Source organism: Paenibacillus oryzisoli, assembly GCF_001653565.1.
GTDB lineage: Bacteria > Bacillota > Bacilli > Paenibacillales > NBRC-103111 > Paenibacillus_E > Paenibacillus_E oryzisoli.
The window spans coordinates 1-11,993 of the sequence record NZ_LYPB01000043.1 but is presented as its reverse complement, the minus strand read 5'-3'; the positions used below and the strand labels follow the sequence as shown (position 1 = coordinate 11,993).

12 protein-coding genes and 1 riboswitch are annotated in these 11,993 nt (G+C 45.7%); all 12 genes read left to right on the top strand.

The window, feature by feature from the left end; all coding sequences use genetic code 11:
- Nucleotides 1–1,647 carry a spore germination protein gene (locus tag A8708_RS02540; RefSeq protein ID WP_068661948.1) on the top strand — a complete coding sequence of 549 codons (1,647 nt, stop codon included), beginning with the start codon at nt 1–3 and terminating at the stop codon, nt 1,645–1,647.
- Between the two features lie 159 nt (nt 1,648–1,806).
- On the top strand, nt 1,807–3,138 hold the full coding sequence (lysA, locus tag A8708_RS02535; protein WP_068661947.1) for a diaminopimelate decarboxylase: 1,332 nt from the start codon (nt 1,807–1,809) through the stop codon (nt 3,136–3,138).
- Between the two features lie 117 nt (nt 3,139–3,255).
- Entirely contained in the window at nt 3,256–3,687 is a 432-nt protein-coding gene (locus tag A8708_RS02530; RefSeq protein ID WP_068661946.1) for a peptidylprolyl isomerase, read from the top strand.
- 693 nt (nt 3,688–4,380) lie between these two features.
- Nucleotides 4,381–4,561: riboswitch (FMN riboswitch) on the top strand.
- 233 nt (nt 4,562–4,794) lie between these two features.
- The gene (ribD, locus tag A8708_RS02525; protein ID WP_068661945.1) at nt 4,795–5,904 is read left to right on the top strand and encodes a bifunctional diaminohydroxyphosphoribosylaminopyrimidine deaminase/5-amino-6-(5-phosphoribosylamino)uracil reductase RibD; all 1,110 of its coding nucleotides are present in this window, start codon (nt 4,795–4,797) and stop codon (nt 5,902–5,904) included.
- Nucleotides 5,905–5,920: 16 nt separating this feature from the next.
- Nucleotides 5,921–6,598, top strand: a complete 678-nt coding sequence (ribE, locus tag A8708_RS02520; protein ID WP_068661944.1) for a riboflavin synthase — start codon at nt 5,921–5,923, stop codon at nt 6,596–6,598.
- A gap of 16 nt (nt 6,599–6,614) precedes the next feature.
- Complete coding sequence (locus A8708_RS02515) at nt 6,615–7,844, top strand: bifunctional 3,4-dihydroxy-2-butanone-4-phosphate synthase/GTP cyclohydrolase II (protein WP_068661943.1); 1,230 nt, start codon at nt 6,615–6,617, stop codon at nt 7,842–7,844.
- Between the two features lie 72 nt (nt 7,845–7,916).
- A complete protein-coding gene (gene ribH / locus A8708_RS02510) occupies nt 7,917–8,387 on the top strand; it encodes a 6,7-dimethyl-8-ribityllumazine synthase (RefSeq protein WP_056614532.1) in 471 nt (156 codons plus the stop codon).
- Nucleotides 8,387–9,028 (top strand): site-2 protease family protein, encoded by a 642-nt coding sequence (locus A8708_RS02505; protein WP_068661942.1) that lies wholly within the window; start codon nt 8,387–8,389, stop codon nt 9,026–9,028. Before ribH ends, A8708_RS02505 begins: the two co-directional genes overlap by 1 nt.
- A gap of 16 nt (nt 9,029–9,044) precedes the next feature.
- Nucleotides 9,045–9,836, top strand: coding sequence for a segregation and condensation protein A (locus tag A8708_RS02500; protein ID WP_068661941.1), 792 nt, complete (start codon nt 9,045–9,047; stop codon nt 9,834–9,836).
- Entirely contained in the window at nt 9,805–10,425 is a 621-nt protein-coding gene (scpB, locus tag A8708_RS02495; protein WP_068662011.1) for an SMC-Scp complex subunit ScpB, read from the top strand. The genes A8708_RS02500 and scpB overlap by 32 nt, the downstream gene beginning before the upstream one ends.
- Before the next feature lie 123 nt (nt 10,426–10,548).
- Nucleotides 10,549–11,253, top strand: coding sequence for a DUF2953 domain-containing protein (locus A8708_RS02490; protein ID WP_068661940.1), 705 nt, complete (start codon nt 10,549–10,551; stop codon nt 11,251–11,253).
- Nucleotides 11,254–11,388: 135 nt separating this feature from the next.
- Nucleotides 11,389–11,871 carry a GerW family sporulation protein gene (ytfJ, locus tag A8708_RS02485; RefSeq protein WP_068661939.1) on the top strand — a complete coding sequence of 161 codons (483 nt, stop codon included), beginning with the start codon at nt 11,389–11,391 and terminating at the stop codon, nt 11,869–11,871.
- Nucleotides 11,872–11,993 lie beyond the last annotated feature (122 nt).

Sequence of the window (11,993 nt, the reverse complement as noted above, 5' to 3'; positions counted from 1 at the left end):
ATGAAATTTATAGTAAGAAATGGTCAACAGGGTGAAGAAGAGGAAAACCTGCAAGAATTGCATGAAGATGAGAATCAAGGAAAAACCGATCCTAAACAAGAAGAAAGGCTTGCTGTCGATGAGGAAGGGAATCTATCTGCTTATAATCCCATAACCAATATGACAGCCCAAGAGAAGGCGCTCAAGATCCAAGAGGATATTCCGAAAAACCTGCGAGAAGTACAGCGTGTTTTGGAAGAAAGGGTTGGATTGAATCGGAGTTTTGATCTTGTGATGCGCGAGATGGTGTTTGGTGCCAAAAGGGTAGGCATCTTCTACTGTAATGGTTTCGCGAAAGATACCGTACTCACGGATATCATTACACGATTGACCTATGCAGACCGTGAAGAAGTAGCTCACCATACGTTGGAGACGTTTATTGAGAAGCTAATTCCACATATTCAAGTAAAGCATTATACGAAAATGTCTGAGATTGTTGGACAAGTGTTAATGGGCGGGACTGCCTTCTTTATCGAGGGCGTTACGACAGCTATCGCGGTAGATGCCAAAACCTTTCCTATCCGATCAATTGCAGAACCAGATCTAGAGCGAGTCGTCAGAGGTTCGCGCGATGGTTTCGTAGAAACGCTGTTAACGAATGTTACCCTTGTTAGACGCCGTATTCGTGATGAGCGGTTTAAACTAGAAATTATGCAAATTGGTAAGCGTACGAAGACAGATGTATGTATTGGATATATTAACGATATCGCCGATGCGTCACTTGTTCAAGACGTGAAAGATAAAATGAAACAAGTAGAGATAGATGGTCTACCTTTAGGTGAGAAACAGTTAGAGGAAATGATTGTAAATAAGGGTTGGAATCCATATCCAATGGTGCGCTATTCAGAGCGTCCAGACGTGGTCTCTGCACACTTGCTAGAAGGGCATGTCTGTGTGTTTGTGGATACCTCCCCAAGTGTCATGATCTTGCCGACAACCTTTTTCCATCATGTACAGCATGCCGAGGAATATCGGAATACACCTTTTATCGGAACTTATCTGAGGTGGGTGCGTTTCGCAGGTATTATGATGTCGATTTTCTTGCTGCCCCTCTGGTATCTCATGGTGATGGAGCCTTCCTTAAAACCGGAAGGTCTTGAATTCCTTGGTCCTCAAAAGGAAGGAACGTTACCGCTCCTCATTCAGTTCCTGATTGCAGATATAGGAATCGATCTCATGCGGATGGCTGCGGTACACACCCCTTCACCGCTTGCAACTGCCATGGGGTTGGTGGCCGCGATATTGGTCGGGGATATTGCCGTTAAGACAGGTCTCTTCATTAACGAAGTCATCCTTTACCTTGCGCTGGCGTCCATCGGAATGTTCGCCACACCAAGCTATGAATTAGGATTGGCGAATCGCATCGTGAGGTTAGCGTTACTAATTACGGTGTCTATTTTTGGTGTTCCTGGATTCGTCATTGGTTCAACGTTGTGGCTCATCATATTGGCTTCAAAGAAATCCTATGATGCCCCCTACATGTGGCCATTTATCCCATTTAATGCCAAGAGCTTCTTCGCTATATTACTCCGTCGTCCAGTGCTTGCAAGTAAAACTAGGCTTAGTATTACCAAGCCGATTGATGGTACCCGTCAACCGAAAACCTAGAGTGAGAAGGGCTGGAATCGTTCCTGCCCTTTTTTGTTTGTTCTAGGCGCATGTATTGTCAAATACGCGTGCACTATGGTACTTTTATTAGTATGTATGCGACCTCTTTAGCGGAATTTGGCATAGGGAAGGTTCAAGTAGAGAGGGGAAAATATAGGTATGTATTTACATGGTACCAGCAGAATAAATGACCAAGGCCATCTCGAAATTGGCGGTGTCGATACGACAAAGTTAGTTGCCGAATACGGTACGCCTCTCTATGTTTTTGACGAGACACTCGTACGCCAGCGTTGTCGTGAATTCGTTGAAGCTTTCAAAGCTTCTGGGCTGAAATTTCAAGTAGCTTATGCAAGCAAAGCATTTTGCGTAATGGCAATGTGCAGAATCGTAGAAGAAGAAGGAATGTCTTTGGATGTTGTTTCGGATGGCGAGTTGTATACAGCGCTGCAAGCGGGCTTCCCGGCTGAGCGTATTCACTTCCACGGAAATAACAAAACCGTTTCTGAAATGGAAATGGCCATTGATGCCAAAATTGGATGCTTCGTTGTGGATAACTTTATCGAGTTGCAAATGTTGAATGCGATTGCGGCTGAGAAACGCCAAAAAGTGAAAATTTTACTGCGGATTACGCCAGGTGTTGAGGCGCATACGCATGAATATATTTCAACGGGCCAAACCGATTCCAAATTCGGGTTCGATCTCGGGAATGGATCAGCTTTCCAAGCGATTCAGGAAGCTTCGCAGCTTTCCAATCTTGATCTTCTCGGTATACATTCGCATATTGGTTCACAAATTTTCGAAGTTGAAGGGTTCCGAATTGCGGCGGAGAAAATGGCTGAATTTGCCATTCATGTTCGGACTGAATTAGATGTTACATTCAAAGTAATTAATCTTGGCGGTGGTTTCGGCATTCGTTATGTGAGTGAAGATACGCCACTTCCTGTTGCTGTCTATGTGAAAGCTATTACGGACGCGATCAAAGCTAACTTCGGAAGCAACGGTTACCCGCTTCCAGAAATTTGGGTTGAACCAGGCCGCAGCATCGTTGGCGATGCAGGAACTACGCTTTATACGGTCGGAACAGCGAAGGATATTCCCGGTGTGCGCAAGTATGTGGCTGTGGATGGCGGAATGACTGACAATCCGCGTCCTGCACTCTACGATGCTGTATACGAAGCGGGGCTTGCCAATCGCGCGGCTGAGCAACCTGCTGAGGTTGTCTCCATTGCTGGCAAATGCTGCGAGAGCGGTGATATGTTGATCTGGGATGTGAACCTGCCGAAGGTAGCTGCAGGTGATATTCTGGCTGTGTCAAGTACAGGAGCTTACAACTACTCGATGGCTAGCAATTATAACCGTATCCGCAGACCGGGTGTTGTTTTCGTTAAAGACGGCGAGAGCGACCTCGTCGTGAAACGTGAATCTTTTGACCAAATTGTTGGAAATGACGTAATTCCAGCGAGAATGAAACAAGTAAGCAAGACAGTCTAAATAGGTATCCAAGATCGACAGGAGGCCCTTTATTGCGAAGGGTAGCTCCTGTTGTTTGTGTAATGCAGCCATTCATAGTAGAATAAGATATTATTTCCTAAAGGAGTGAACCACATAATGGCAAAACAAGCAAAAATTCAACTAGCAGGTGGCGGAGAGGTTGTCATCGATCTTTTTGAGAAAGATGCACCGAACACTGTCGCTAACTTTGAAAAACTAGCAAACTCCGGTTTCTACAACGGACTTGTTTTTCACCGCGTCATCCCAGGATTCGTAGCACAAGGTGGTTGCCCAACTGGAACAGGAACTGGTGGCCCTGGCTACCAAATCGACTGTGAAATCAACCCAAACAAACATGAGCGCGGTTCCCTTGCCATGGCGCATGCTGGCCGTAACACAGGTGGAAGCCAATTCTACATTGCTTACCAACCACAGCCACATTTGGATGGCGGACACACCGTGTTCGGTAAAGTATCCAAAGGTATGGAGCTTGTTGATGCATTCAAAGGCAAAGACAAAATGGAAAAAGTAGAAGTTGTCGAAGTATAATTTCTGTCATAGGGACTGCTCAGACTTAGGTCTGGGCAGTTTTTGTGTTTTGGCGGAGTGTGAGGGACGGGTGGAGTTCTAGTGTGATGTGAATAGATGGATTTTCTGTAGCTATATTTACGATAATGTGTGTTTGAAGGAGTATTAGCTGTAGATTTTCCATCTAAGTGGAATAATCGATGGGATTCTTCAGGAATAACTGTATGTTTTACAGGTAAAATCCATATTTAAATTAGCGGAAATTCGTACAGGCACTCCGATTCACCAATGTGCTTTTTTTGGATTTTTGAACAGGTGGAAGAGGGTTTGAATGACTGAAATTAAATTAATCGAAAACATATATCGAGACTCTCATTGCAATTTCAATAATTACTAAGCCACTCAAAAAAACTTAAAATGGGAAATATGTATAGAAGATGAGGTTAGTTTGGAAAATAAGCTAAGGGTATGGACTAAAACTAAGGAGACGAGACTAAAGGTTCATTCCGCGCAATGTGTCCATGATTCATATCCAAATTCTTACTGAAAAAAGACTATAAGATCAGCTATTGCAGGTCAAATCCATTAATTCCGACAAGTTTTATCAGAAAAATTGAAAAAAGACCTTGCAATTTTCATGCGTGAGTGATAAATTTTTGTGTAATAAAGAAATTAGTAACTAAGGTTTAGTTATTGATCTCTTTTTATAGTATGCAAAACCTTCGGGGCGTGGTGAAATTCCACACCGGCGGTGATTCGTGAGCATGTACGTGTATATGGTTGCGATCAGTCCGTGACCCGTTGTGAAGCTAGCGGTACCTGACAACAGCTTCGCTACGGTTGACCTGGTGTAATTCCGGGACCGACAGTATAGTCTGGATGGGAGAAGGAAAATGCGAATGCAATTCGCTAGCATGCTTGTTCATTTTTTCACATTAACGTAAATTCGGCAGGTCTGTCCAAAGGGACAATCTTCGTCGGTATTGTTTGTTGTGATCAAAAATGTGATAAGCGTAAAAGCTGAGGCTTATTCGTGTTATCTAAACAATCTCTGGCCCCCATCCGTAAGCGGAAGGGGCTTTTTTGCATTAGAATCAAAGGACTGGAATAAGAAGGCGGTGATCATCCATGGGGCTGTTAAATGACGAAACCTATATGAGACTTGCGCTTCAGATGGCAGAGAGTGGGCTCGGACAAACGGGAATTAATCCTGTAGTTGGTTGTGTACTTGTAAAAGATGGCCGCATTGTCGGCATGGGTGCACATTTGAAGCGTGGAGAGGGTCATGCTGAAGTGTTGGCGTTACGTATGGCTGGCGAGGAAGCCAAAGGAAGCACGGCATATGTGACTTTGGAGCCCTGCAGTCATCATGGCAAAACGCCGCCTTGCTGCGACCGCCTCATCGAAGCTGGTGTGACGCGTGTTGTTGTAGCTGCGACAGATCCGAATCCTGTAGTGTCTGGGACGGGAATCGCTAAGCTGCGTGCACAAGGTTTGGAAGTGAGCGTAGGCTTGCTAGGTGATGAATCCACGAAGATGAACGAGATTTTCAACAAATTCATCGTTTCGCGTATGCCTTTTGTGACGATGAAGACTGCGAGCACGCTTGACGGTCGTATCGCTTCCAAAACCGGCGACAGCAAGTGGATTACTTCCGCGGAGTCGCGAGGGTGGGTTCACACGCTTCGCCACCAGCATCAAGGCATCCTCGTCGGTGTCCAGACGGTTATCGCCGACGACCCGCAGCTGAGTACGCGCGGCGACGTACCGGCTGTGCAGCCGGTACGCATCATCGCGGACTCGCAGCTGCGAGTCCCGCTCGGCGCCCGCGTGCTCACCGAGCAGGATCGTCAGCCGACGATCCTGCTCGCCAGCGCACAGGCGCCTGCAGAGCGCCGTGCCGCGCTGGAAGCGCGCGGCGTCACGATCCTCACCTGCGGCGACGGCCCGCAGGTGGACCTGACGCTCGCCATGCAGCAGCTTGGCGAGCGCGAGATCGGCTCCATCCTCCTCGAGGGTGGAGGCCGCTTGAACGGCGCCATGCTGGAGCGGCGCCTGATTGATAAGCTGGTGCTGATGTTTGCGCCGAAAATAATCGGCGGGGGTCAAGCAGCACCGATGAACATCCACTTCGATGGATATTCGAAGATGGATGACGCCATTACGCTCGACCGGCTGCGTGTCGAGCAATTCGGACCGGATGTATGTATAACCGGTTATCCGCTCTATAAGAGCTAGGGAATGGAGGAGTGGCATGTTTACCGGCATTATTGAAGAAATCGGCCACATGCGCCGCATTCATAGTGGAGGGCAAGCCATGGTCCTGACCATTGGCGCCAAAAAAATACTGGAAGATGTCCATTTGGGAGATAGTATTGCCGTGAATGGTGTATGTCTCACGGTCATCTCCTATGATAGTGATTCCTTCTCTGTTGATGTGATGCCTGAAACGTATCGAAAGACGAACCTACGTAAACTTCAATCGGGCACGCGAGTGAATTTGGAGCGGGCGATGGCTGCGAATGGCCGATTTGGCGGACATATTGTCCAGGGTCATGTGGATGCTACGGCTACAATCCTTTCTCGCATAGCGGAAGAGAATGCAGTCGTGTACCGATTCGCACCGGAGAATCCGCATATTTTCCGCTATATCATTCCTGGTGGTTCCATTACGATAGACGGTATAAGCTTGACAGTTGTAGATGTCACAGAAAACGATGTTTCCGTTTCGATTATCCCGCATACCCTTGCACAAACAGTCCTTCATGACAAAAAGGCAGGGGATACAGTCAACATTGAATGCGATGTACTTGGCAAATATATGGAACGACTGCTCAAATTCGGTCCTTCTGAAACTTCTGCTCACCGAAACGGAGAGACGAAGAAAAGTAAGCTGACTGCAAGCTTTTTGGCAGATAATGGCTTTATGTAAGTTAGGAGAGATATATATGACACAATCCATTCGGTTCAATACAATTGAAGAGGCGCTTACAGATCTGAAACTAGGAAAAGTAATTATTGCTGTAGATGATGAAGATCGCGAAAACGAAGGTGATTTTATCGCACTTGCCGATAAAACGACGCCAGAAGTGATCAACTTCATGATTAAAGAAGGGCGTGGGCTCGTCTGCACACCGATTACCGAAGACAGAGCAAGAGAACTAGATCTGCCTCCAATGGTGGCGCGCAACACAGATTATCACGGTACAGCCTTCACGGTTTCTGTTGATCATACGGATACAAGCACTGGAATTTCAGCACATGAGCGTTCCAGAACGATTCAAGGTTTGATTGATCCGTCGACAAAGCCGCAGGATTTCCGCAGACCGGGTCACATATTCCCTTTGATCGCCAAAAAAGGTGGCGTACTTCGCAGAGCAGGTCATACGGAAGCCGCAATCGATCTAGCTATCCTAGCTGATTCGTATCCGGCAGGTGTGATTTGTGAAGTTATCAAAGAAGATGGTACTATGGCAAGGGTGCCTGATTTGATGGAGTTAGCCGCGAAGCATGGGCTCTGCATCATTACGATTCAAGATCTTATCCACTATCGCAATCAGCAGGAAAAGTTGGTGAAACGCGAGGTTGAAGTTGATTTGCCAACCGATTTCGGCACATTCAAAGCGATTGCGTACACGAATCAACTAGATGACAAAGAACATGTAGCTTTAGTTAAAGGTATCATTGACCCTTCCAAACCTACCTTAGTACGTGTCCATTCGGAGTGCTTGACCGGTGATGTGTTCCATTCTCACCGTTGTGATTGTGGTCCACAGCTCGATGCCGCGCTAAAACAGATTGATGAAGAGGGCAATGGTGTATTATTATATATGCGACAGGAAGGTCGCGGTATCGGCTTAGTTAATAAATTGAAAGCTTATGCCTTGCAAGAGCAGGGATTAGATACCGTAGAAGCGAATATTAAGCTTGGATTTGCTCCAGATCTTCGTGATTATGGCATTGGTGCTCAGATTCTCAAAGATCTCGGGATTTCCAAACTTCGTCTTCTAACGAATAATCCGCGTAAAATCAAAGGCTTAGAGGGATATGGAATTGAGGTAGATGAACGCGTTCCGATCCAAATGGAGAGTAAGAAAGATAATCTTAATTATTTGCAAACCAAGCAGCAGAAGTTGGGTCACATGTTGTCCTTTATCGATGTAGGCAAAGGCATTTAATCTATAGCATGATGGGTTTCACACACATCCAAATCAACCAAATAGGGTTCAACAGAAGGAGAGATTATTATCATGGCAACGATTTATGAAGGACATTTAATTTCGCAAAATTTAAAATATGGGATTGTTGTAGGACGTTTCAACGAGTTTATTACTTCCAAACTACTAGGCGGTGCACAAGATGCGCTTAAACGTCACGGTGTAGATGAAAGTGAAGTCGACATCGCTTGGGTTCCTGGCGCGTTTGAACTTCCTCTTATTGCTCAGAAAATGGCCGAAAGCGGCAAGTATGATGCAGTTATTACCCTTGGTGCGGTAATTCGTGGATCAACGCCTCATTTTGACTATGTGTGCAGCGAAGTGGCCAAAGGTGTTTCCGCAATTAACTTGAAAACCGGAATTCCAACCATCTTCGGTGTATTAACAACGGATTCCATCGAGCAAGCCGTTGAACGTGCAGGAACGAAAGCGGGCAACAAAGGCTGGGAAGCTGCCGTAACTGCGATTGAAATGGCGAATTTGACGAAGCAATTCTCTTCCTAATGCTGGCTTATTACCATTTAGAAACACTGCTGCCGCGGCTGTTCGCTTTCCTGATTGCCATCACCTTGCATGATACAGCGCATGCTGGAGTCGCTTGGCTGCTAGGAGATCGAACGGCTCGTGACAACAAACGGTTCTCGCTTAACCCCTTGGCGCATCTTGACGTCCTGGGGTTGGCGATGATCGTCTTCGGACCTTATGGCTGGTCGAAGAACATTCCAGTCGATCCAGAACGTTTTGCTAAGCATAAAAAACTGTCAACTTCCATGGTTTATTTAGCTGGCCCCGTCACGAATCTTGTGCTCGTTTTGTTTTTCTGGTGGCTTTATTTTTACTTACCTGCTCTACTTGGTGGAGGAACAGAATCGCTCGTTGTAGAACAATGGCGTGTTTATTTGCAATATTGTGTCATCGTTAATTTAATGGTTGGACTTATCCACTTGTTGCCGCTCTATCCGCTTGATGGATGGTACATATGGAGAGGACTTATCTCAACTCCGAAACAGCATTGGCTGGACAAGCATAAGATCAAAGCACTCATTCTTGTAATCGTTTTAATGGTGACCCCGATTGGACAATGGGCGCTTAGCGGATTATATCCTTATGCCGTACAGGTCATCATGCATCTTTATTCACTATGACAAGGGGAAGAACGACATGAAGGTTACGTACAAATTAGAAGCGTTTGAAGGCCCCCTTGATCTATTGCTTCATCTGATTGATAAAAATGAACTCGACATTTACAATATTCCGATCAAAGAAATTACAGATCAATACCTTGGGTATGTACAAGCGATGCAAGAGCTGGAGTTGGATATTACAAGTGAGTTTCTCGTTATGGCTGCTACGCTGCTCTCCATCAAAAGCAAAATGCTCTTACCTAAGCCGCCTGTTATTGAATTTGACGAATATTTTGATGATATGGATGATTCGTTAGACCCGCGCGCTGAGCTCGTTGCCAAGTTGATTGAATATCGGAAATATAAATCGATTGCTGATATGCTTCGTGATAAAGAGGTGGAGCGCAGTCTCGTTTACACGCGTGAACCCGAAGATTTAACTCCTTATCTGCCGGATCTTCAAGAGAACCCGGTGGAAGGGTTAGATGTGGCAGATTTACTGATTGCTTTCCAGCGTACGCTCCGCAAATTGGCGAACCGTAATGTTGTTGCGCGAATCAGACGAGACGAAATCTCGGTGAAAGAACGGATTCGTGAAGTTGTTGATTTGCTTAGAATTAAAGGTGGTAAGCTGTTATTTTCCAAACTATTCGATTATGAGATGACGAGGGAAGAAATTGTCGTTACCTTTCTAGCGATCCTTGAGTTGATGAAAATGAAGAAGATTATCTGCTACCAGAATCAGCTATTTGAAGATATTGTCATCCAAGCCAAAGAGGAGGGATCGAACCTTGACACTGAACTTCCAACAGATGAAATCGATTATTGAAGGTCTTCTCTTCGCCTCTGGCGACGAAGGACTAGATCTCAAGCAGCTTGCTGAAGTCATGGAACTTGATGCTTATGTGATTAAAGATTTGCTGAAAGATATGCGAACGGATTTCAAACGCAAAGGTCGCGGTGTTCAAATTGTAGAGGTTGCTGGTGCTTACCAGCTCACTACATTGGCGGAGCATGCTCCGTATTTTGAGAGGTTGGCTTATACGCCATCACGTTCCTCACTCTCGCAGGCAGCTCTTGAAACGTTATCCATTGTTGCTTATAAACAACCTATTACACGTGTTGAGATCGAAGAGATCCGCGGCGTGAAGTGTGATCGAGCACTCGCCACGTTAACGGGCAAGGACTTAATTACCGAGGTCGGGCGAGCGGATGCAGTAGGTAGGCCGATCTTATACGGCACATCCAAACAATTCTTAGAATATTTCGGTTTAAACTCGATTCAAGAATTACCAGACTCGGCTAACTTCCAAGGTAGTTTTGATCTTGAAGAAGAAACTCGTATGCTATTCGATCGTTTGAATGGGGACCAGAAGCAATTGACCCTGGATGATGTGAGCGACGAGCATTCCGAGTAAGGCAATGTTAGATCAGATCGTATCCAATCATGCATTTCATTTCCTTATAGAGGTCATACTAACTTCACCTGCGAGAATTCATCATGCGCGTGGAGTTTTTTCATTTTGACTAAGGAGGCGTATATGTTGCTGTGGGTAGGATTGGCCGTCTCGGTTGTCATTATTGCACTTATCGTAGTGCTGTGCAGCTATATGCGTGGTGAGTTCTATTTCTCCCGGGTAAAAGACAATGATACGCTTTCCGTGGAGATGCGAGGGTTGTTTGGGCTCGTACGTTACCGTTATGTTATTCCAATCATTCAATTCAAAGGATTCACGCAAGGGATATTAATTAAGTCGGAAAAAGTGACTCAACATAACGCGAAGCTGAAAGATGAGACGAGAGATCATATAACCAAAGATAAAGTCATCACCTTCTACAAGGAAACCAAAGATGTCCTTGTACATACGCTTAATTTATATGGCTGGATGAAGCAAACATTAGCTAAAGTAGAGTGTACGGAGTTGAAGTGGATCACACGTGTAGGTCTTGGCGATGCACCAGAAACAGCGATTACAACTGGGGCAGTGTGGGGGATCAAGTCTTCGCTGCTTGGCTTTGCAGTCCGGTATGTGAAGCTGACAGCGAAGCCCCGTATTGATGTGATACCGCAATATAATGCAAAGCAATTTGCGACGGAGTTTCGTTTTGCTGGTCGAATTCGGGTGTGGGTTGCGGTAATGGCTGGGATTCGGTTGTTGTATCGTGCGGCAAAAATCAAAGGTGGCATTCGAACCTGGATCCAGTATGTTTTGAAGGCCAAAGCAAGATTCAAACCAGCTTCGTGAGTGTTACATAACCCTATGCTAGTAGGGGCATTCTAGAACTGAACTATGATAGTTCTTTTGAGATCTCAAAGCTTGAGCTTTCGTTGCCAGAAACGTATGGTAATGGTGGGAAAAACGCTAAGGAGGAATATGAAGATGTCCGAACACCCGATTCAAGGCCTCATGAAAGTCGCCATGGAAAATATAAAAGAGATGGTCGACGTAAACACAATTGTCGGTGACCCGGTCGAAACGCCAGATGGCAGTGTAATTATGCCGATATCCAAAGTCGGATTTGGTTTTGCCGCGGGCGGTAGTGAGTTTGTAACAGACTCCGAAATCGAAATTGAAGGCGGAGTCAATCGTGGCGACGCACTTAATGCCAAAGTTGCGCTCCCTTTCGGTGGTGGTAGCGGTGGTGGGGTTTCCATCACGCCAATCGCTTTCTTAGTTGTAGGTAAGAATGGCGTAAAGGTTGTACCGTTAGATAATCAAACGCATATTCTGGAGCGACTCATCGATTCAGCGCCACAGGTTGTGGACAAGATTCAGAGTATGATCAAAGGTATGTCAGCGAAATCGCCAGCAGCGGTTTCAACCAATGTGACCAACGTCGAGAATCAGAATTTTATTGTGTAACCTGTTGTCATTATAAGCTGTCCTTTGAGGACAGCTTTTTCTTTGTGGCGTGCCCAGAGGCACGCATTATCTAGTTGGTGAAAGTCCAACCAAGGGAGGGGCCAGGCCACCTTTGTAGCTAG